This window comes from Pontibacter oryzae (assembly GCF_003576375.1).
GTDB classification, from domain to species: Bacteria; Bacteroidota; Bacteroidia; order Cytophagales; family Hymenobacteraceae; genus Pontibacter; species Pontibacter oryzae.
This window is the reverse complement of record NZ_QWGE01000003.1, coordinates 135,773-156,889: the sequence shown is the minus strand read 5'-3', so window position 1 is coordinate 156,889 and position 21,117 is coordinate 135,773. Positions and strand designations below refer to the sequence as shown.

The following is a 21,117-nucleotide window of genomic DNA, read 5'->3' as shown; positions in this document are numbered from 1 at the left end:
ACGCACCCGATATATGTTAACCGATAAATTGATTTCTTTCATCCTTGGTGTGATTTTTCTGCTGGTGCTGGCTTGCGAGGGACCTGCTGCTGAAAAGGATACCGCGGAGGCAATACCTGAAACACGCACACGCACCTTACTGCACGAGCCGGCCTTCTGGGATTATGCCGCCAGCAGCAACATGCTGCAAGTGGCGCTGGGCAAACTGGCTGAGCAAAAGGCTAGCTCCGCTAAACTGCGAGCAATGGCCCAAGATGCCGTAACATATCATGCCGGAGCCTTGCAGCAACTGCAGCAGTTGGTAAGTAAACAGGATAATATCTTATTGCCAGATAGCCTTGCCGGAGCCGATCAGGGCCTGGTGCAGGAAATGAAATTGCTGGAAGGCGAGGAGTTTGATCTGCGGTATCAGGAGTTTATCATTAGTACGCACAACGCGCAACTAGACCGCTATGAAGAGGCCTTGGTGAAAGCTGATGATCAGAAAATACGGGATTGGATAATGGATATGCGTAGCCACCTGCGCGAAGAGATAAACGCATTTAGCAAACTGGACTCTGCTAGCGTGGCAGAAGATGCATTGTTATAACACAGAATGTGTTGTTGCCCGGTGGGCTACTTCCAGGCTTCAGAGGCTTTGCGCGCCATCCGGAAAAACAGTTCGCGGTCCAGGCCGGCTACCTGCCTTGCCTCGCACTCACTGTAGCCATTCTCCACGGCATTCAGGTAATCGTAGTATAATTGTGCCAGCTCCAGCGAGTCATCCTCAAAACATTCAGTAAGGTCTTCTTGGCTGCGTTTTTCGGGCTCAAACACTTTAGAAGGATACAATTTGTCGAGCTGGTAGATAAGGTATTTCTGGTGGGTTTTGTTTGATCTGCCGCCAAAAAGCTGCTCCAGTGGCAGGTCTTCGTCTTCCTCGTCGTATTCCTCGAAACCATCTTCTATAGCCATGGGTTCATACACAATAATATCGTGGCCGGTGAGCTCGAGGTACTCATCAAACTGCTCCTTAATCGGGATGAGGGTAGGGGTTTCGTAAGGCTTATCCAGCACTTCGGCCAGGTGTAGCGCCATTTCCTTACCTTTTTCGCCGGCAGCAATCAGTATTTGGTTAAACTGGCAGAAGTCACAGCCCAGGTAAACGAATTTATACTCATCATCAAGCACCGTAAAACACCAAAGCGTAATAAACTCGGTATCGTCAATCACAACTGTATCAATATACAGTTCATTTATTTGTACGTAGTGCGGCGAATATTCCTGAGCGTCCATGGCATTACGGCTTTAAGATTTTGGTTTTTGGCCCATACGGTGCTGTGCGGGTATTATTTTGCGTATACGGAGTTTTGCGGCACATGGCAATCAATCTATATAGAAATTTGAGTCAAGGCCTAATCATCATGGCGGCGCACATAATAAATTATGCCTCCGAGCGCAGTTATGCCAATACGAATAGCCCAACTGCCGGTCTCTCCAAACTGGCTTAACCAATTGAGAACAACTAGATTAGCGCCCGTAAACTCGAGCACCAGCGAAACCAACCCAGCCAGCAAAAGAAATAACCCGATAAATTTCATAAATATAAATTTTTTGAGTGAATGCCAGGTCTCCGTATTCTCCGCACAAAGGCTTTATCCTTTTGTCAAATCCTGGTAATTTAAATATAGGAATAATTACGTATAAAACCAGAAGTTAATTAAAAAGTAGGATGTGCACAGAGGTAGAATAATCTCAGCCTATTCCCAGAGGCGTTCTACAAATTGCCGGGCGTTGCTATATGCCAGTTTCTGTAACTGCCGGGGAGTAAGTTGCTCCCGAAGGCTATGCAAAATATGGGCATAGCTGCTGCCAGCCTGTTCGTGCACCTTATGGTAGAAAGGGAAACGGCTGAGGTCCTGCTCGTCGGCAAAATAGAAGTAATCGGCACCAAAGCATAGCGCGTCTTCAGCACCGTTTGCAAAACCATACACAATGTGCTCCAGCAAAGCCTCCTCCGGCAACTCAGCATGAACAAACTTGCGCAAGAAATTCATGCCAATAAGCCCCTTGCGCCGGATAAGCTCCTGAGCCAGCTCATCGGGCAGGTTGCGCTCGTGCTGCCATACATGCCTGAAGTTTGAGTGGCTCGCAATCAGCGGAATGTCCAGTTTCTCGCGGTCTATATGCTCCAGCATGTCGAAGGCCAGGGCATCGCTGGTATGCGATAAATCCACGGCGATGCGGCGGCCGTGCAGATAATCTAGCAGCATTTTGCCGTCTCTGGTAATGCCCTGCATGCTGGCGTTGCCTCCGCCAAAACGATTGGCTGTATGGTGGGTAAAGCTGATGTACAAGATGCGGCCGCATACTTCAATCATCTTCTCAAGGCGCTTAAAGCCATCTTCCAGCGGCTCATGCTCCTCGCAGAAACCAGCGGCGTTCTCAATGGCCGCTACCATGCCAACCCCGCCGGGCTGCTGCATCACCTCGGCTAGCTTGGCGGCATTGGTTACGGCAGTCAGGCAGTTGGTTTGGTCGTCGGCCAGGCGCCGAAACATGTCCCGCTGTAATTCAGCGTAACGTGTGCTGCCTGTGCCCACAGCGGAGTAAATTGCCATTACCTGAAGCTTAATATTGCCCTCGGCCAGGCTTGGCACGGCACAACCAATGTCTTCCAACTTGTTCATGTCTGCGTTTGGCACATCGGTGAGATATACCAGCAGGTCACAATGCAGATCTATAACAGGAAGGCTTAGGTTTGTAGGTAGGCTCATAAAAAATCAGGTTTACTTCTGAGAAAGATACGGCAAACCTTGTATCGTGGCTAACGGAAAATTAAATCTGGCTGGTTTGGCGTGCTTGTTCCATACGCGCGACACCCTCAGTCATCCAGCAGTCTTTATAAGTACCTTTAATTTGTTTGGTAAGTATAAACATGTAGGCTTCCTGCTGCCCGCTGGGTGTTTCGATGAGTATAAGCTGGTATGCGTTTTTGCCGGATACAACCATTTGGCCGGGCGTGTAGCTTTTAAAGTTCAGGATTGGCCGATAGGCCGGGTCGCGCACCATCATCCGGAAATGGTCCAGGGGGCCGAGGTGCATCCTGTTAGTGGGCGATGAAAAGTTAAATACCGTGATCACGCCGCTATCGCTGCGGTCGTTTTGTTGCAGGGCCTTAAGCTGTATGCGCACTACCTCGCGCGGCGAAAGCGCTTTGTCTGGCTTCAGGTACGTCCATTTGGAAGTATGGCTGATTTCGGAACTGTCAGAAGTATACGTGGCAAAGTTCTGATCGCTCAGGGCAGGCGCGGCCGGAAACTGAGCCCAGAACAAGCCCAGCAGCAGGATGCCTATCACCAGCATCACCCGATCAAACACTTTATCTCGCTTCTGCATATAAATATGTACTTTACCTGGATGACGATTGTTGTGAGCGGAGCCAACTTTGGGAGATAAATATTGACTGCCATGATGCAAAAGCGTGCTCCGGAAAACAAAGGAATCTGGCTGCGTATACCTGCACAGCAAAAGCCTATGAAAAATATATTAACGTCTAAAGTAAGGTATGCCACTAACTGGGTGCTGCACCAACCTGCCGTGCGTCGGTTTAGGCAGCGCTATCCTAAACTAACCGCCTTTGCAAAAGGCCGCTTTGATACAAAGTACTTCATAGGGTTGCCACTTACGCTTATACTTGTGGCGGCAGGCGTAAACATTGCGCTACTCTCAGAGCTAACCGAAAGCGTTCTGGATGCCGAATGGGTTGTAGTGCTGGATAAACAATTCAGCACCATGCTCTATGAGATACGCACGGAGTGGCTTAGCCAGTTTCTGTTGCTGCTAACCAAGCTGTGCGACCAGGAGGGCGTCTTTATTATTGGCGGCATAGCTACGGTAATGTTGCTGCTGCGGAAAAAGTGGGTGGCTATACTTGCTTTCTGGATTACGATGGCTGGGGTAGGCCTATCGGTGCGCTTAGGGAAAAATTTCGTGAGCCGTGCCCGCCCATCCGATGTAGCCTATTATACCATTGAGCATTTCTCTTTCCCAAGTGGGCATTCTACCACGGCTATAGCGCTATTCGGACTGTTAGCCTACTTTATGCACCGCCACTACGATGAGAGATGGCAAAGGCGACTGGCTGCATGGCTGGCAGTGGCCTTTATACTGGGCATTGGTTTCAGCCGGATATACTTGGGGGTTCATTATCTTTCAGATGTACTGGCGGGCTTCATGCTGGGGGCGTTTTGGCTGCTGGTTGGTATCAGCATTGTAGAAGTCATGCTCTATCGCAGGCATAGGCAGGAAAGCCTGCAAAACTAACAAGCCATACTTGCCGAAGCCCCGCTGAGAACTCCTGCCACTAGTATTTTAGGCTTTACACCACGTATGCGCTACGTACACTAAATATGCACCTTTTTGTACTTGACTATGAACACGGTTAGGTGGCTACGCTAATTGCCCAATAATCATAATATTAGTTTTACTGGTCAAAAATATAGCTATAAGTGTAACTAAGCTGCGATTTTAACGATAAAATAAACCTAAGCCATCCGGATTCAGGTAAAAAACAACCTGCGGTAAGCCTAGAGTTAAATTGTACCATTTTTAAATATAAAGAATAAAAGACTTATGGAAGTTAATAAGAATAATAACAATACAAGCACTACAAACAACGCCTCGAAAACAAACGAATCTACAAGTAGCAATAGCTCGACAAGTAGCAATAGCCAGAACGCACAGGGCCGCAGCAACCAGCAGGCTACTACAGGCAAGGGCGGTTTAAAAGATTTTCAGGGCAAACTGAAGCAGTATGGCAGCACTGCCGCAGATAAGTTCAATAAGATGACAACCACTCAGAAAGCTGCCGTAGGCGGTGCTGCGTTGGCGCTAGGTGCAGGTTGGTTAGCACTGAGCTCTAAGAACAAGAATAAGGTTAAAAACCAGATTAGCTCGGCAGCCGCCAATGCAACAGATAAGATGAAAGAGGCCAACAAAAACATGACAAGCTCTTCTTCTCAAAAGCAAAACACTTCTGGCAACAGTTCATCATCAACAACAAATGCAAGAGTAAAGTAAGCGAGAGTATACTTTAAGCTACACGACAGAAAAGCCGGACATTACGTTCCGGCTTTTTTTTGTGCTACAGGTGTAAGCGCTACGAAGCCCTGCAACCAGCCATGCCACGCTTCAGCAAATACTGCTGGTGATGCTCTTCGGCAGGGTAAAACGTATCGGCGGGCACAATCTTAGTTACAATCTCGCGGCCGCTAAACTCCGGCGACTGCTGCCAGTTCTCTTTGGAAGTCTCAGCGATAACGCGCTGTTCATCGGAGTGGAAGAAGATTACAGAGCGGTACTGTGTGCCAACATCCGGCCCCTGGCGGTTATGCTCTGTCGGGTTGTGGTAGTTCCAGAACACCTGCAGCAGTTGGTCGAAACTGATTTGAGCGGGGTTGTATGTAACCTGCACCACCTCAGCGTGGCCCGAGCGCCCAGTGCTAACATCCTGATATGTTGGATTATCCAGGTGCCCGCCCATATAGCCAACAGTTGTGCCGGTTACCCCATCCAGGTTTTGAAATGCCATTTCGGCGCCCCAGAAACAGCCGGCGCCGAATGTAGCCTTTGCTGTGTGATTATTGCCAGTTAATTCCATGGTTTAGTAAGATTGTTCGGTTTTGTATACGTTATAATGGCAGGTGCCATGGTGCAAATGCATACACCTGTATCTTTTACAACTGAGGAATGAAAAAGAAGGTTATACTTACGTTTGATTCAAAACTGAGTCAAAACCCGGAAGGGAAGCATGTGCGCGACGGCCTGTCTACGGTGCTTCTAACAGATAACAATTTGTGGCTCAGCTGTGATGAGCGCACAACAATTGAGCGGCTGACGCTGCAACCCGACGGCTCTTTTGCTGCCCATTACTCGTTTAACCTGGAGGATTTCCTGAGTTTGCCTGGCGGAAAAGGGTCAGGAATTGACATAGAAGGGATAGGTATGGCGAACCATTACCTCTGGATTATGGGATCGCATAGCCTGAAGCGCAGCAAGCCCAAGCGCCACCAGTCTATTGCGAAGCAAGTTAAAAGGCTTGCCAGGGTAAAGAACGACCCCAACCGCTACCTGCTGGCGCGCATCCCCATTCTGCAGGATAAGGAAAGCGGAGAGTATATGCTGCACCGCTTTGCTCAGAACCCCGACAACCCCATGCACACCTTGTGCGCCGCACAAGTCCGAGGCAACAGCCACAGCAGTATGCTTACCGAGATACTGGAGCAAGACGAGCACCTGGCTGCTTTTATGGATATATCGGGTAAGGACAACGGTTTCGATGTAGAAGGGCTGGCTATTTTCGGTGACCGGATTTTTATTGGTTTGCGTGGCCCAGTGCTGCGCGGCTGGGCCGTGGTGCTGGAAGTAGAGGCCAAAGAAGATAAAAAAGGAATACTGCACCTGGAGAAATTGGAAAACGGCAGGCTATACAAAAAGCACTTCTTGAACTTGCGCGGCAAAGGCATCCGGGAGCTTCGCTTCTTTAATGAAGACTTGTACATACTTGCTGGCCCAACCATGGATTTAGATGGCGTAATCGCCATTTACCGCTGGCGAAATGCCGTTGGACAGCAGGAGCAGCTATTGCATAACAATGAACTGGAGCGGCTCTGCGAAATACCACATGGTACCGGTAAAAACTCAGGGAAAGACAAAGCCGAAGGGCTGGCCATTTTGGATGAGAAGCACGTGCTGGTAGTTTTTGATAGCCCCGTAAAAGCCCGCAAGGTAGGGGAGGGGGCGGTTAAGGCCGACGTGTTGCAGTTGCGACACATGTAACCTTATGGTAGCATTTTGCCTATATACCTCAACAGCAACCATGCAAACCAAAAGTATAAAACTATGAACAATGCGATAAAAGCAATGGTTGGGGGGCTGGCAGGAGCCTGTGCCCTAACCCTATTGCACGAAACTGCACGGCGTCTGATGCCGGATGCCCCCAGAATGGATGTGCTCGGGATGCGCTCCATCACCAAAATTATGAAAAAGGCCGGTGAAGAGCCGCCACAGAACAAGGAGGAACTGCACAACTGGGCGCTCGCCGGAGACATGCTTTCGAACTCCCTTTTTTACAGCCTAGCGGGTACAGGCAAAGATGCCTGGTGGCGCGGGGCCATACTTGGTGCCGCTGCCGGAGCAGGAGCCGTATTTTTGCCAGGGCCACTAGGCTTAGGCGAAGAACCAAGTAACAAAACCCATAAAACGCAGGCCATGACCATCGGGTATTACTTGCTGGGCGGTATGGTGGCAGCTGCTGTAGGCCACGCACTCAGCAGCGACGAAGATTGATTCTGGTATCACTTAATAAAACACAAGGTGGGCCGGCTTCTTAAGAAGCCGGCCCACCTTGTGTTTGGTGAGGTTCATACTTTACAGAGCAGGTTAAATCAGTAATGTTGCTGATTTTACTTTGGCCCCAAAAACTTGCGCGCCATTTAGTGGTTAATGCCCGTAGTGTCGCCTGTTGCGTTGCTGGCAGTGTCTAGCGGGCTTACGTTGTCTTGGCTCATGCTGCCTTCGTTTTCATCATTAGGTTGCCCATCCAGTTCGTTTTCAGTAGATTCTGTGTCTACGCCTGTCGTGGTCTCAGAAGAGCAACTGTAAAGGCTGGTGCTCATAAAAACAGCAGCGGCAAGTATAGCAATGTGAGTTTTTTTCATGATCATATTCAGTTTAAGGGTTGTAAAAGATTACACTTGTACGTTACTTTCTTTAAAACCGATCAGGTTATTTGTGTTATACCTTCACTCTGGGGCATTGGCACAAGAGCAAAGCACTTGGCGGGTTGGAGTGGCTACCTGATAGTCTGGTAGCGAGGGCTCCAGCATATACACTACCTCTAAGTTTTTGATTGGCGCTTGCGGATGTGCCTCGTTCCAGCGGCGCACCAGGTAATTGCAGTAGTAAGGCCGCAAGTATGAGTTTGAAACGAATAAGTAGTTTTCGGAGTATTTCCGCCAGCGGTCGTTTTTGAAAAGCGCCATAACAGAGGCAGGCTTAACATGGTCTAATGCCTTACCTTCTTGGTTAAGGTCGATAATATTGCCTGTCGCGGTTTTGCCCTCCAGCACATACCAACCATCATCCTTGAAAACAGTCGGGGAAAACATGCCCCAGTGCTGGTCGAGGCGTAGCAGGTAGCCAAACCAACGGCTGCTATCAGGCAGCGTGCGGAGCGGCAGGTTGGTGGTGCTTAAGTTCCACCAGATGCTGTAAAGCAGGGAAAACACTATAAATGCACTCAGAAAGTATGGGCGTAGGCGCGTTGCGCTTGCACGGTTCGGCAGATGCACCGACACCCGGATGCCGGGCAGCTTATCCAGGTACGAGACCAGTGGCCAAAACTGCCCGCTTCGCAAGCGCCTATACGAAGCCATCAGGCGCCTGTCAATCCAATCCATAAATGATGCCGGGAGCAGTCCCGCTACCGAGGCAATGTTTATCAGATAAAACAAGCCTACAAACAACGTAAGGCTGATGCCAATATGCAGGCTCACTAGCACGCCGACCACCACCATCCGGAAGAATTTAGTATAAAACGGAATAAGCAGCAGGAAGGGGAGGATAAGTTCGGTGTACACCGTAGCTAGGGTTAAAAAGCGCAGCAGATCAGGGTATTGGTAGATCAACTTGCCACCGGGCATCAGGATTTGATCCAGGCTGAGGGCATAGTATAAAGCTGTGCCGTCGGTGCGCCACTCCGGTGAGTTTTTCAGTAGCCCGGTGCAAAAGTATACTAAGGCAATCTGTAGGATGTACGCTATCGAGGCCGGGCTGAAATAGCTGGTTGTTTGCTCAGTGAGCCTTGTTCTAACAGAATTAATGGCATCGTAAGCGTAATATCTGCCCCACGGAAGGAACATGCCCCAGAACAGAAGCATGCGCAGCAAGCTGTCGCCGCCCTGGGTAATCATCGGGTTTCTGTTCTGCAGCGAAACCAAAAGCAGCCAGCTTACTACAGTGGCTGTTCTTGTTTTATACCCCAGCAAAAGGCTAAAAGCAGCAAGGGCGGCAAGTACAAAAAGCAATAGCTGCGCCTGCCACTGCCCGCTAAGTGCATGAAGCGAGAAGTATTGTGGTAGCCAAAGGTATTGGTGCAGCACGTGCAGGGGCAAGATCCCGGTGTTAGCATAGTGCGCTTCCAGGTCTGTTGCCCGTATAGCCAGGTCAAGCAGGACTATGCCAGCGAGCCAGATGCGCATCAGGGCTAGTGCCCGCAGGTCTACCGTAAAAACATGTCGTAAGTATTGCTCCAGATACTTCATGCATGTGCTGTGTTAAGAAACATAAAAAGGCAAACCCGCGAGTGTCTGCCTTTTTATATCTGTATTACCGTTCAGTAATTAGCTACATGGTTGTAGTCCCGGTTGTACCTGTGGTTGTTCCAGTCGTGGTACCGGTGGTTGTTCCGGTTGTGGTACCGGTTGTTGTTCCGGTTGTGGTACCGGTGGTTGTTCCAGTCGTGGTACCGGTTGTTGTTCCCGTAGTTGTGCCGGTTGTGGTGGAGCCGTAATCATCATCCATGGTGCCGGTTTCAGAATTTATATCTGCCTCAGAATCCGTGGTGGAGTCAGAGGTGGTGCAACTAAATAGTAAGCCCGATACTACAAGGGCTGCAGCGCAGTTTACAAAGGTCTTTTTCATAGCTTGTTGTCTGTTTTAACCAGTATAAGATTTAATACTAGCCTTACTTTTACGAGCAGTGGGAGTTAAGGTGGATTTCCAGTGCAATGTTTGTTTATGGGCTTAATAGTTATTTAGCTAATGACGGCTGGGTGCAAGGTATAGGTGCAGATCGTGCTGGTAAAAGGAAGGAGTCTTTTACGAGGGAAGGTTGTTAAGAACCCGTATTTTGGAGTGCAAGATACTCTACACGGGCCTGTTCTAGCTGTGCAATTATGTGCTCTCGCTCCTTCTGTAATTGCTCTATCAGGCGCCGGCGCTGAAAAAACATCCGGAGCAACAGCCAGTGTGCCTGGGTGTGGAGCAGCGTATCCCAGTAGCCAAGCGTAAAAAAGCCGCTCAGTGGCAGGGTAATCAAGTGAAGCACTAGAATCAATCCTTCCATATCTATCCATTGCGAGAGCAACCATACTTCCAGCCAATAAAATAGCGGAAAGGTAAAGATGCCAACAGTGAGCATAATAGGCGCATACCACTCCTCCTCTTTGGTTACAGCGCGTGCCACCCTGGAGGGGATAATGTAGGGAAGGTAGTTATGCAGCAACCCATACAGGTAAATAGGTAGGCCTAACAATAGGAAAAACAATCCGATGGCGCTCTTACGAAGTATGGTTGTAGGGCCTTTACCTAACAGGGCATCGTGCAGCCGGAGGCGCTTTAGCTGCAGGGTATAGTGGTTGATCTCTTTCTTAATGGCATTGACCCGCTCGGGTGCCACCTGGCTAAAATGGTTTATGCCTCTAATTATAGCTTTGGTAAGTATAAAATCATGAATGTGCGGCGGTGCAGTGGCAGGAATGGTGGCAGCGAGTCGTTTTTTGTACAGTGTTTCTACTTGGCGCGCCAGCGTGTCTTCCTCGTCGGTTGGGGTATGGATAATGCGGCTTTCCAGGCAGTTTCTGATTTCATCCGTCAGGGCTACGGTAGCCGCTTTTTTATCCTGCACATAGGCTTCCAGGTAATCGGCAACTTCTATCGGCTCACCAATGTTCACAAAAACATTGCTGCGGAACCGAGTAGGCGCTGAGTAATTCAGCCCTATTGGCAGTATCTTTACGCCTAATGTGTAGTTGTTTTCTGCCTCGGCGCCCAAGGCAATGCGTGCCGTGCCTGTTTTAATCTTGCGCAGGCGGCGCTGGTTGAAACTGTTGCCTTCCGGGAAAATGAGCAGCGTTTGGCCATCCCGCAACGCCCGAAAACTAGCCGAAAAAGCCTCTTCGTTGCTGATAGGCTGGTCAGGGTTGTCCTCGCGCCGATGTATTGGGATGAGGTGCATTTGGCGCAGCATCCAGTTCTGGAAACCCGAGCCAAACACTGTCCCTTTCGCAATAAAGTATACTGGCTGGCGCAGTAGCGAGGCAATCACGATTGGGTCCATGAAGGTATTAGGGTGGTTGCTTACGACCAGCAGGGGACCCTGGGCAGGTATCAGGTGGCGGTTACGCACCTCAAACTTCCGGAAAAACACCTGAAGACCCACCCGGTAAATAAACTTAAGTATGGCGTAAAGCATAAGGGCTCTGTAACAATCAAAAAAGCAAGATAGCTTTTTGCCGCCATAGCTGCTTGGCAATCTTTGGAAAACCTTTGCCCCATTGCGGAGTTGAAAACAAAACAAATTACCTGATCTGATGAAAAACCAAACAATATACTATGTTCAGGATGCCCTGTGTGGCTGGTGCTATGGCATGAGCCCCGTTATGGAGCGCCTCTATAAAGAGCATAACCAAAAGTATGATTTTGTAGCCTTAAGCGGCGGCATGATTCGCGGTGAGAACGTGCGCCCGATTAGCGGCATGGCCAGCTTTATACGCCAGGCGGCCCCGCGGCTAGAGGAGGTTGCCGGTGTGAAATTAACAGATACTTACCACCGCGAGATACTGGACAAGGGCACCTACCAAAGCAACTCTGAGCCGCCTGCCATAGCACTAGCCATACTAAAGGACTACTTCCCGGACCAACAACTGCCTATGGCCACGGCAATCCAGAGGCTGCATTTTGAGGAAGGCAAAGACCTGAACGAAGTGGACGTATACCTGCCTGTAGTGCGTGCTTTCGGCGCAGACGAGGGTGACTTTAAGCGAAAGTTTACAGATAAAGAGTTTCTGGCAAAGGCGAGGCAGGATTTTGAGTTGGTAGAAAACTGGGGGATTACAGGTTTCCCGGCTGTTATCTGCCAATCCTGGGAAAAACTATACTTAGTGGCCCGGGGCTACATGCCTTACGAGCAGCTTTTGGCTGCCCTGCAGCAGTTGGAGCAGGACGCTGGCGAGGCGGGGAGATAAGCAGTAGGTGCAACCTATACTACCCGTATGCGCCATATACAAGGCTCGGGAAGGGCCTTACTTTTGCTGGTCTTCTATCAACCAGTCATACGCAGAGGTAAGGTCCTCAAAAACCCGTACCTCAAAGGGCAGCGGGTTCGCTTTGTTATGGATAAACTCTTGCACCTGGGTGCTGGCGGCAGGGTCAAACGAATTAATAATGGCAAATCGTTTTAGCGGCAACTTTTTAAAGTCTTCAATATATTCTGTGAGGGTCCAGCGGGTGTCTTCTGGAGGCAGGGGAGGCAATAGGCGCCTGTCGGCAATGGCGTAAGATATGTCCATGGAGGTAACATAAGCCAAAAAACGATTCAACGCATTACGGTACTCACGGCTCGTGCAGTGAGCATACCATTGCGTCACGATTACGTTGTGCGCAGGGTAATACTCTACATGTATATATGGTGTGTCCGATAAAACCATAAGAACTTGTATGACATTGAGATATCCTAATATTAGTGTTTAATCTGTTGACTTCAAAACATTAAATACTAATATTGATATTAATTGAGCTGCATAAAATTGTTTTTTTTAAATGTGAGTGTGCATGCTAATTTTAATATAGCTGGCATGCTAGCCATACTACATAAGCAAAAGCCCGACTCAGAACAGTAGTTATCTGGGTCGGGCTTTTGTATGGCTAGTAAGGCTAAAGCGCTACTTGGTGCGCAGGTTGTTGGCGTTGCTGCCATCCAGTTTTCTGGTGTCCTCTTCGTTCTTGGCGGCTACGTTACCACCTTGTTCTTTGCCTTCGTATTCACCATCCATAATGTCTGTTTCCTTTTTCAGGGAGCCAGCCAGTGGTTCCGGGTTTTCGTCGGGCAGGCGTTTGCTCTCGTCTGCATTTGTTATATGATCATCCTGTCTTGGGGCCATAAGTGAAATAAAGTATGGTTTATACTTGTAGCTTACGTGCGATAGAGGATTTATGTACATGTTGGCCGGATATACTTTATATTTCCATCTTTTTATTGATCACTTTTGATAAGTCATAATATGCCCTCACATGCCGGGAAGGGATAAAATACGGCTCAATTAGAAATTAAAGCTAGCTTAAAAGATGCTATAATAGGGTAGTAAATATGCATCCAGGGATTTTTCCTTTTGCGTGCCAAAACATTTTGCGGTAACTTTGGGCAATTTATACATACCATCCCAATGCCTAAAGACACCTCCATCAAATCCGTTTTAATTATTGGTTCTGGTCCTATCATAATCGGCCAGGCCTGCGAATTCGACTATTCTGGCTCACAAGCCGCCCGCTCGCTCCGCGAAGAGGGAATAGAAGTCATTCTCATCAACTCTAACCCAGCCACGATCATGACCGACCCGGTAACGGCCGACCATGTGTACCTGAAGCCGTTGGAGAAGAAGTACATCATCGAGATTCTGGAGAAGCACCAAATTGATGCCGTGCTGCCAACCATGGGCGGCCAGACCGCCCTGAACCTTGCCATAGACTGTGACAAAGCCGGTATATGGAAAAAGTACGGCGTGAAAATCATCGGCGTGGACATCAAAGCGATTGAGACAACCGAGGACCGCGAGGAGTTCCGATTGAAGATGCTGGAGCTTGGCGTGAACGTGTGCAAGGGCGAGACAGCCACATCGTTTTTGGAAGGAAAAGAGATTGCACAGGAGATTGGCTTCCCGCTGGTTATCCGTCCGTCGTTTACGCTGGGTGGCTACGGTGGTGGCTTTGTACATACCCCCGAGGAGTTTGATGCAGCCTTAACACGCGGCTTACATGCTTCGCCTACGCACGAGGTGCTAGTGGAGCAAAGCATCCTGGGGTGGAAGGAGTATGAGTTGGAACTGCTGCGCGACAACATCGGCAACGTGATCATTATCTGCTCTATAGAGAACTTCGACCCGATGGGTGTGCATACCGGCGACTCGATTACGGTGGCCCCGGCCATGACGCTGCCCGACACGGTATACCAGCAGATGCGCGACCTGGCCATCAAAATGATGAACGGTATCGGGCAGTTTGCGGGTGGCTGTAACGTGCAGTTCTCCGTGAACCCAGAAGACGATACCATCATCGCCATTGAGATTAACCCGCGCGTTTCCCGCTCTTCGGCGCTGGCCTCCAAAGCTACCGGTTACCCAATCGCGAAGATAGCAGCTAAGCTAGCCATCGGGTATAACCTGGACGAACTGAAAAACGCCATCACCAAAACCACGTCGGCTTACTTCGAGCCTGCCCTGGATTACGTGATCGTGAAAATACCGCGCTGGAACTTCGATAAGTTTCCGGGCGCAGACCGCAAACTGGGCCTGCAGATGAAATCGGTGGGTGAGGTGATGGGCATTGGCCGCACCTTCCAGGAGGCGCTGCAGAAGGCATGCCAGAGCTTGGAGATCAAGCGAAACGGCATTGGCGCGGACGGCAAGGAGAAGACCAACTACGACGAGCTGATTTATAGCCTCGCCAACCCAAGCTGGAACCGCCTGTTCAGCATCAAAGACGCCATGCGCATCGGTATCCCGACCAGCACCATCCAGAAGCTCACGAAAATCGACCCATGGTTCCTGAACCAGATCGAGGAGCTGGACGTGACGGAGAAGGAGATTGAGAAGTATAGCCTGGCCACCATACCGGCAGAGTTGCTGCGCGAGGCCAAGATAAAAGGCTACGCCGACCGCCAGATTGCGCACCTGTTGCGCTGCAAGGAAAGCGAAGTGCACAGCGTGCGCACCGAGTTGGGCATTACTAGGGTCTACAAAATGGTGGATACCTGTGCGGCTGAGTTCGAGGCGAACACACCTTACTACTACAGCACCTTCGATGGGGAGAACGAGAGCGTAGTGTCTGATAAAAAGAAAGTAGTGGTGCTGGGTTCCGGCCCGAACCGCATCGGGCAGGGCATCGAGTTCGACTATAGCTGCGTGCACGGCGTGCTGGCGGCCAAGGAGTGCGGCTACGAGACCATCATGATCAACTGCAACCCAGAGACGGTATCCACAGACTTCGACATTTCGGACAAGCTGTACTTCGAGCCAGTGTTCTGGGAGCATATCTACGATATCATTCTGCACGAAAAGCCAGAAGGCGTAATAGTGCAGCTGGGCGGGCAGACAGCCCTGAAATTGGCCGAAAAGCTGGAGCGCTTCGGCATCAAGATCTTCGGAACAAGCTACCAAGCCCTAGACTTAGCCGAGGACCGTGGCTCGTTCTCTGCCTTGCTCCGCGACCTGAGCATTCCGTACCCGCCGTTCGCTGTGATTGAGACGGCAGAGGAGGCGCTGGAGCTAAGCAAGGAGTTAAAGTTCCCGCTGTTGGTGCGCCCAAGCTACGTACTGGGTGGCCAGAACATGAAAATCGTGATCAACGAGAAAGAGCTGGAAGCCCACGTGATCGACCTCCTGAAGGACCACCCAGGTAATAAAGTGTTGCTCGATCACTTCCTTGATAACGCCATTGAGGCCGAGGCCGACGCGATCTGCGACGGCGAGGATGTATACATCTGCGGTATCATGGAGCACATTGAGCCAGCCGGTATTCACTCCGGAGACTCTTATGCCGTGCTGCCTCCGTTTGACCTGAGCGAGAAGGTGATCAAGCAGATTGAAGAGTATACTAAGAAGATTGCGGTGGCCCTTCAGACTGTAGGTGTGATCAACATCCAGTTCGCCATCAAGAACGAGACAGTATACATCATTGAGGCGAACCCTCGTGCCTCGCGCACCTTCCCGTTCATTGCCAAGGCCTACCGCGAGCCATACATCAACTACGCGACCAAGATTATGCTGGGAGATAAGAAGGTAAAGGACTTTACCTTTAATCCGTACAAGCACGGGTATGCCATTAAGGTGCCTGTGTTCTCGTACAACAAGTTCCCGGAAGTGAACAAGGAGCTGGGGCCGGAGATGAAATCCACTGGCGAGGCCATCTACTTCATTGACGATCTGCAAGACGATTACTTTACCAAAGTATACTCTGAAAGAAAGTTATACTTGAGTAAGTAAGAATCTGTGAAATTATACTTAAGCCCTTTCCTGTTTTCAGGGAAGGGCTTTTTGTTTTAGGACCTCGGTTATACTTAGTCTCAATATGGCTCTGATATGAATAACTATACTTGAAAACCAGTGGAAGGAGGTTGTCTGTATTACCGGGGCCAACCACCCCTGCCTTATCAAAGGAGGGGCAAGAGTCTGAAACTATCAAGGTAAAAGCTTCATTGTACAGCCATCGCGCGGATAGGTCACGAGCTGTGCTCATATGTGTAAACCCACTCCTTGTCCCCTCCCGAGAAGGGACCAAAGCCAAAAAAATGAAAACATACAGGTTGTAGCGCCATGGACAAACTGTAACTAGAAAAGATATAGCTTGGCCTCAGTTGCAAGTAGGCACAAGTGGGCGCTTGCGCCAGAAGAGCAGCTATAAAAGTTTATACCTGTAAGTATAAAGTATAACCAAAGTATAAGTGAGCTAACAAAAGCATAGCTCCCTAAGCAAACCGGAACTAACCTTGCCAAAGCTGCATTTCCAATCTGTAGTCCTTATCTTTGCAGGGCACCGCCAAAACGTCAGGTAACAAAAGCCTGGCAAAGGAGTTGTATGAAGGATTGGGTACTGTTTTTGCAGTGCACCCTATGTATCAAAAAGAGAAAGCTTTACCATGATTAAGTTCATATTCACCACCTTACTCATTATTTTCTTCCTTAGAATGATTGCCCCTACCTTGTTTAGGTGGTTACTCGGCCTTTTCCTGAAGAAAAGTATGCGCAACGGCACTTTTTTCTACTCTAACATAAACCAGCAGCGCCAAGCACAGCAGCAGCAAAGCAGCCACAACGCAAACGGCCGCGCCAAAGGCGATATCAAAATAGACTACATCCCCGACCAGCCAAAAGACAAGAGTTTCAACGGCGGAGAGTATGTGGATTATGAAGAAGTAAAATAAAACTACTATCTTTCAACCTCTATTTGAGGTTTTTTGAAAGATATGACAACTTCGTTCAACGTTAAGCGCGATGTGCTGCCACATGCCATCGCAGTAGTTATTTTCCTGCTCCTGACGGCGGTATACTTCTCGCCGGTTCTGTTTGAAAACAAAGGCCTGGCCCAGCACGACATCCTGCAGTTTAAGGGCGGTGCCAAAGAAATACAGGATTACCGGGAGCAAACCGGCAATGAGGCCCTCTGGACCAACTCTATGTTTGGGGGCATGCCAGCCTACCTTATCCAAACCCACTTCCCCGGCGATTGGTCTGGCTACATCCACAAAATCCTGACATTTGACCTGCCGGCACTGGCGGGCAATATATTCATTACGCTGATCTGCGCATACATTTTATTGGTGGCAATGGGCATGAGCTCCTGGCTGGCCATTATCGGCGCGGTGGCGTTCTCGTTTACATCCTACAACCTGATCATCCTGGAGGCGGGGCACAACACTAAGTCCCTGACGATTGCTTACATACCGATGGTGCTGGGCGGGCTTGTGTACGCCTTGCGCAAAAACCTTTGGGTGGGCGCTGCGCTTTTTGCGGTTGGCCTTACTATGAACCTGCACTTCAACCACCTGCAGATGACTTATTACATGCTCCTGCTGGTGCTTGTGTTTGCGGTGGTGGAGATTGTTTACGCTATCAAGAACGGTGCGTTTGCCGAGCTGTTTAAGCGCGGCCTGGTACTGCTGGTAGCCGCCATTCTGGCAGTAGGCGTTAACTTTGGGAGGTTGTATACAACTGCTGAGTACAGCAAGTATAGCATCCGGGGCAAATCTGAGCTGACCGAGCCAAACAGCGGCGAGAAAGTTGGCAGCGGCCTGGACCGCGAGTATGCCTTTAACTGGAGCTACGGCGTTGGCGAGACCATTACCCTGCTGATCCCGGACTTTTACGGCGGCAGCAGCAGCGCGCCACTCGATACTGATTCTGAAACCTACAACGCATTCCTGAACATGGGTGCGCCTGCCGCGCAGGCCGAGCAACTGGTAAAACAAGGCTTGCCTATGTACTGGGGGCCACAGCCAATGACGAGCGGGCCCGTGTATGTGGGCGCCATTGTGTGCTTCCTGTTTGTGCTGGGCCTTTTCATCGTGAACCGCCGCTGGACGAGCTGGCTGGTGGCCGGAACCATACTTTCGATGATGCTGGCCTGGGGCAAAAACTTCGAAGCCCTAAACTACTTTATGTTTGATTACTTCCCGCTATACAATAAGTTTAGAGCGGTGTCATCTACCCTGGTTATCGCCCAGATTACGATGCCTTTCCTGGCTATACTTGCCCTTTGGAAACTGCTTAGCGAGCGCGACGAGATCAAGAACCTGGATAAGAAATTGCTAATTTCAGGCGGTATAACCGCAGGTGTGTGTTTGCTGGTTTGGTTGTTTGCAGGCTCTGCAAGCTTTATTTCGGATTCTGACCAGCAACTGATACAGGCACAGTTCCCGATCGATGCCATCCGCGCCGACCGCGCAAGTATGATGCGCTCCGATGCTTTCCGCTCCCTGGTGTTTATTGTGCTGGCAGGCGGCTTGCTATACTTCTACATCAAAAACAAAGTATCCGCTACGGTGGCTATGGCAGGCGTGGGCGTGCTGCTGCTTGTTGATTTATGGACAGTAGATAAGCGCTACCTGAACAGCAACGATTTCCAGCGCCAGGTAGAAGCTAACTATTTCCAGCCAACGCAGGCAGACCAACTGATCCTGCAGGACAAGGACCTGAGCTATCGGGTTATCAATTTACCGAATCCGTTTAACGATGCCCGCACGTCATACTTCCACAAATCGGTAGGCGGGTACCACGGTGCCAAGCTGCGCCGCTACCAGGATTTGATCGATAGGCACATTTCGCAGAATAACCTGGAGGTACTGCGCATGCTGAACACCAAGTATGCCATTACTGGCAACCAACAGCAGCCCGTGCAGCGCGTGCCAGACCCGCTGGGCAATGCCTGGTTTGTATCGGAGGTAAAACCGGTAGAATCACCGGATGAGGAAATCAAGGCCCTAACCATGTTTGATGCCGGCACAACGGCTGTGGTAGATGTGGCTAAATTCCCTGAAGTAGAGCGCCGCCATTTCAACGCAGACAGCGCAAGCATTAAGCTGGTGAGCTATGCGCCTAACGAGCTTAAGTATGAGTCGGAGTCGGCTCGCGAGGGTTTGGTAGTGTTCTCTGAGATTTACTACGCTGATGGCTGGCAGGCATACCTGGATGGCGAGCCGGTAGATCATTTCAGGGCAAACTACGTGCTGCGCGCCATGGAAGTACCTGCGGGCAAACATACCATAGAATTTAAGTTTGCTCCAAAAGCTTATTCGCTTGGCAACACCATCTCGTTAATCTCATCGATCCTGTTGCTGTTGGTTATTGCAGGCGCAATCTACTACGCGATAAAAAAGCAGCCCGTAGCGCAGCCGGTGGTAGCGAAAGTTTAATGAAGTTAGAAGGTTAGAAAGTTGGGAAGTTAGAAAGGTACGTTGATTGATGGTTTTCCTTTGGAGCAATCAACAACTCAACAATCTACCATTCAACAATTCAGCAATTCAAAGTATAAACAGAAAGCCCTGGCAGTTGCCGGGGCTTCTTTTTTTGCCAATATTTACCAGGTATGGAAGCAAAAGTGCAAAAGTTGGAGAGCAAGTGGCTGCAGGAGCGTGGCGTAGAAGTATGGGTAAAGCGCGAAGATCTGCTGCATCCGCATATTTCGGGAAATAAGTGGCGAAAACTGAAGTATAACCTGCAGGAAGCGCAGCGGCAGGGGCATCATACTTTGCTAACTTTCGGCGGCGCTTATTCTAACCACATTGCGGCCACGGCTGCGGCCGGGCAGGCGTATGGCTTGCGTACCATAGGCATCATTCGCGGGGAAGAGCATTTACCTTTGAATCCAACCCTGGCGCTGGCTACCGAAACGGGTATGGCGCTGCACTACATCAGCCGCGAAAAGTATCGATTAAAAGACGAACCTGCGTTTCTGGCAGCCTTGCAAGAGCAGTTTGGGCAGGTATACCTTTTGCCCGAAGGCGGCACCAACTTATTAGCGGTGAAAGGCTGCACCGAGATCGTTCAGGACATCGATATGGCTTACGATTACATTTGCTGTGCCATGGGCACTGGCGGCACATTGGCAGGTATTGTGGCGGGGTTAGCAGGGCAGCAGCAGGTGCTGGGCTTCCCGGCGCTTAAAGGCGGTGATTTTCTGAAAGATGAAGTGCAGCAACTGGTGCAGGCTTACAGCGGAGAAACTTATACAAACTGGCAGCTTATCACAGACTATCATTTTGGAGGTTACGCCAAGGTAAAACCCGAGCTGCTAAACTTCATGGAGCAGTTTAAGCAGCAATACGGTATACAATTAGAACCCATTTACACAGGCAAAATGCTTTTCGGCCTTTTCGACCTGATAGCAAAAGGTTATTTCGAAGCGGGCAGCCGTATTGTAGCGGTGCACACGGGCGGGCTGCAAGGCAACGCAGGCTTTACAGAGCGGCTTGGGTTGAAGGTGTAAGGAGCTGTTGTGGTATTTTGATGAAAAGATAAAAGCTCAGAATCCTTACAGGTATGAGCCCGCTGGCAACTTTTTAAACAATAGAACCAGTTTGAGAAGCTACGCTAGATACATGGTTATATGTACTGGAAGATGTTAATCCGATACTAGTGAATACAAAAATATAAGGCAAGAGCGGCACCATGAACCTATTGTCCCAGTCTACTGCCAGAGCCATGACCATCAATGTCTGAAGCGACATGACTGTAAGCATAAACGTATAGATTGGGTGCTGAAGAATCTTTCTGAAGCCTTTCAAAGCAAAAAAATATGCCGGCAGATAGAAAACCACAATAGTTGCATTATGTATGACAGAGTAGTATGGCCTAACCTGCCCCCAAAAGTAACCAAAGCGCAACAGCAATAACTTTATATAGTTAACCGGCTGATCTGCCACAATGTAAAACATCTGCATAACTCCAGCACCGGCTGTATTTGAAGGCATAGGCTTCATGTTAATCCGAACATCCTGATACCCTTGTATTGCGTGCCCTTGCAATAGGCTGTTTATAGGTGAGTAAATCTCCAAAGAAATGTATGCCCCATAAGCTAAAAAAGGCA

General features: G+C 49.6%; 21 protein-coding genes. 10 read left to right on the top strand and 11 right to left on the bottom strand.

Annotation, left to right across the window (positions count from 1 at the left end; genetic code table 11):
- Positions 1–13: 13 nt before the first annotated feature.
- The gene (locus tag D1627_RS09415; RefSeq protein ID WP_119432005.1) at positions 14–589 is read left to right on the top strand and encodes a DUF4142 domain-containing protein; all 576 of its coding nucleotides are present in this window, start codon (positions 14–16) and stop codon (positions 587–589) included.
- 26 nt (positions 590–615) lie between these two features.
- Here the strand turns inward: D1627_RS09415 and D1627_RS09410 are convergent, their stop codons facing one another.
- The 3 genes from D1627_RS09410 to D1627_RS09395 all read right to left on the bottom strand — a co-directional run bounded on the left by D1627_RS09410 (position 616) and on the right by D1627_RS09395 (position 3,378).
- A complete protein-coding gene (locus D1627_RS09410; protein WP_119432004.1) occupies positions 616–1,275 on the bottom strand; it encodes a hypothetical protein in 660 nt (219 codons plus the stop codon).
- Positions 1,276–1,739: 464 nt separating this feature from the next.
- Entirely contained in the window at positions 1,740–2,756 is a 1,017-nt protein-coding gene (locus D1627_RS09400; protein WP_119432002.1) for a dipeptidase, read from the bottom strand.
- Positions 2,757–2,817: 61 nt separating this feature from the next.
- On the bottom strand, positions 2,818–3,378 hold the full coding sequence (locus D1627_RS09395) for a DUF4864 domain-containing protein (protein ID WP_119432001.1): 561 nt from the start codon (positions 3,376–3,378) through the stop codon (positions 2,818–2,820).
- A 138-nt stretch (positions 3,379–3,516) separates the two neighbouring features.
- Here D1627_RS09395 and D1627_RS18650 point away from each other — a divergent pair, with 138 nt between their 5' ends.
- A complete protein-coding gene (locus D1627_RS18650) occupies positions 3,517–4,305 on the top strand; it encodes a phosphatase PAP2 family protein (RefSeq protein WP_119432513.1) in 789 nt (262 codons plus the stop codon).
- A 309-nt stretch (positions 4,306–4,614) separates the two neighbouring features.
- On the top strand, positions 4,615–5,061 hold the full coding sequence (locus tag D1627_RS09385; RefSeq protein WP_119432000.1) for a hypothetical protein: 447 nt from the start codon (positions 4,615–4,617) through the stop codon (positions 5,059–5,061).
- Between the two features lie 79 nt (positions 5,062–5,140).
- Here the strand turns inward: D1627_RS09385 and msrA are convergent, their stop codons facing one another.
- Positions 5,141–5,641: a peptide-methionine (S)-S-oxide reductase MsrA gene (gene msrA, locus D1627_RS09380; RefSeq protein ID WP_119431999.1), complete on the bottom strand. Its 501-nt coding sequence runs from the start codon at positions 5,639–5,641 to the stop codon at positions 5,141–5,143.
- An 89-nt stretch (positions 5,642–5,730) separates the two neighbouring features.
- Here msrA and D1627_RS09375 point away from each other — a divergent pair, with 89 nt between their 5' ends.
- Both D1627_RS09375 and D1627_RS09370 read left to right on the top strand, forming a co-directional pair.
- Complete coding sequence (locus D1627_RS09375) at positions 5,731–6,819, top strand: DUF3616 domain-containing protein (protein ID WP_119431998.1); 1,089 nt, start codon at positions 5,731–5,733, stop codon at positions 6,817–6,819.
- A 63-nt stretch (positions 6,820–6,882) separates the two neighbouring features.
- Positions 6,883–7,329, top strand: coding sequence for a hypothetical protein (locus tag D1627_RS09370; RefSeq protein WP_119432512.1), 447 nt, complete (start codon positions 6,883–6,885; stop codon positions 7,327–7,329).
- 146 nt (positions 7,330–7,475) lie between these two features.
- Here D1627_RS09370 and D1627_RS09365 read toward each other — a convergent pair whose 3' ends face one another.
- The 4 genes from D1627_RS09365 to D1627_RS09350 form a co-directional block, all read right to left on the bottom strand.
- A complete protein-coding gene (locus D1627_RS09365) occupies positions 7,476–7,700 on the bottom strand; it encodes a hypothetical protein (RefSeq protein WP_147383261.1) in 225 nt (74 codons plus the stop codon).
- Positions 7,701–7,784: 84 nt separating this feature from the next.
- Entirely contained in the window at positions 7,785–9,305 is a 1,521-nt protein-coding gene (locus D1627_RS09360) for an HTTM domain-containing protein (protein ID WP_119431996.1), read from the bottom strand.
- 82 nt (positions 9,306–9,387) lie between these two features.
- Complete coding sequence (locus D1627_RS09355) at positions 9,388–9,684, bottom strand: hypothetical protein (protein WP_119431995.1); 297 nt, start codon at positions 9,682–9,684, stop codon at positions 9,388–9,390.
- A 193-nt stretch (positions 9,685–9,877) separates the two neighbouring features.
- Complete coding sequence (locus D1627_RS09350; protein WP_119431994.1) at positions 9,878–11,236, bottom strand: lysophospholipid acyltransferase family protein; 1,359 nt, start codon at positions 11,234–11,236, stop codon at positions 9,878–9,880.
- Positions 11,237–11,354: 118 nt separating this feature from the next.
- Between D1627_RS09350 and D1627_RS09345 the strand changes: the two genes are divergently transcribed.
- Positions 11,355–12,008 (top strand): DsbA family protein, encoded by a 654-nt coding sequence (locus D1627_RS09345; protein WP_119431993.1) that lies wholly within the window; start codon positions 11,355–11,357, stop codon positions 12,006–12,008.
- A 57-nt stretch (positions 12,009–12,065) separates the two neighbouring features.
- Here D1627_RS09345 and D1627_RS09340 read toward each other — a convergent pair whose 3' ends face one another.
- Together D1627_RS09340 and D1627_RS09335 are read right to left on the bottom strand one after the other, a co-directional pair.
- The gene (locus D1627_RS09340) at positions 12,066–12,470 is read right to left on the bottom strand and encodes a hypothetical protein (RefSeq protein ID WP_119431992.1); all 405 of its coding nucleotides are present in this window, start codon (positions 12,468–12,470) and stop codon (positions 12,066–12,068) included.
- Between the two features lie 234 nt (positions 12,471–12,704).
- Complete coding sequence (locus tag D1627_RS09335) at positions 12,705–12,983, bottom strand: hypothetical protein (RefSeq protein ID WP_119431991.1); 279 nt, start codon at positions 12,981–12,983, stop codon at positions 12,705–12,707.
- A gap of 222 nt (positions 12,984–13,205) precedes the next feature.
- Between D1627_RS09335 and carB the strand changes: the two genes are divergently transcribed.
- From carB to D1627_RS09315, 4 genes are all read left to right on the top strand, one after another.
- Positions 13,206–16,019, top strand: coding sequence for a carbamoyl-phosphate synthase large subunit (gene carB / locus D1627_RS09330; RefSeq protein WP_119431990.1), 2,814 nt, complete (start codon positions 13,206–13,208; stop codon positions 16,017–16,019).
- Between the two features lie 653 nt (positions 16,020–16,672).
- Positions 16,673–16,957 carry a DUF4834 family protein gene (locus tag D1627_RS09325; RefSeq protein WP_119431989.1) on the top strand — a complete coding sequence of 95 codons (285 nt, stop codon included), beginning with the start codon at positions 16,673–16,675 and terminating at the stop codon, positions 16,955–16,957.
- Positions 16,958–16,999: 42 nt separating this feature from the next.
- Positions 17,000–19,444: a YfhO family protein gene (locus tag D1627_RS09320; RefSeq protein WP_119431988.1), complete on the top strand. Its 2,445-nt coding sequence runs from the start codon at positions 17,000–17,002 to the stop codon at positions 19,442–19,444.
- A gap of 173 nt (positions 19,445–19,617) precedes the next feature.
- Positions 19,618–20,517, top strand: coding sequence for a 1-aminocyclopropane-1-carboxylate deaminase/D-cysteine desulfhydrase (locus D1627_RS09315; protein ID WP_119431987.1), 900 nt, complete (start codon positions 19,618–19,620; stop codon positions 20,515–20,517).
- Between the two features lie 73 nt (positions 20,518–20,590).
- Here D1627_RS09315 and D1627_RS18280 read toward each other — a convergent pair whose 3' ends face one another.
- Positions 20,591–21,001, bottom strand: a complete 411-nt coding sequence (locus D1627_RS18280) for a hypothetical protein (RefSeq protein WP_147383259.1) — start codon at positions 20,999–21,001, stop codon at positions 20,591–20,593.
- Between the last annotated feature and the right edge of the window lie 116 nt (positions 21,002–21,117).